This window comes from Stenotrophomonas sp. GbtcB23, assembly GCF_019091045.1.
Taxonomy (GTDB): Bacteria; Pseudomonadota; Gammaproteobacteria; order Xanthomonadales; family Xanthomonadaceae; genus Stenotrophomonas; species Stenotrophomonas rhizophila_A.
This window is the reverse complement of the sequence record NZ_JAGXKC010000728.1, coordinates 1-232: the sequence shown is the minus strand read 5'-3', so window position 1 is coordinate 232 and position 232 is coordinate 1. Positions and strand designations below refer to the sequence as shown.

The following is a 232-nucleotide window of genomic DNA, read 5'->3' as shown; positions in this document are numbered from 1 at the left end:
CGGATCCCCCCGCCGGTGCAGCCGGAGCAGGGGGGTGAGGGCGGCCGCATCCAGGTGGAATCCCGGGGCAGCGGAACACCCCAGGAAAGTGGTGGCGGCGAGCCGGCGGCTGCAGGCAGCGCGGCCGCCGCCGCTGCGAGCGCCCAGGCAGAAGCGGCCGCCGCCTCGCAGCCCCGGCCGGCGGGCTCGACCGCAGCCACCGCGCCGCAGCCGCCGGCATCGGCGCCCGCGC

1 protein-coding gene is annotated in these 232 nt (G+C 81.0%); it reads left to right on the top strand.

Features of this window, described 5'->3' with window-relative positions; all coding sequences use genetic code 11:
* Positions 1 to 232 (top strand): hypothetical protein (locus KVS69_RS20730; RefSeq protein ID WP_217540230.1); only part of this gene is annotated, 232 nt, incomplete at both ends.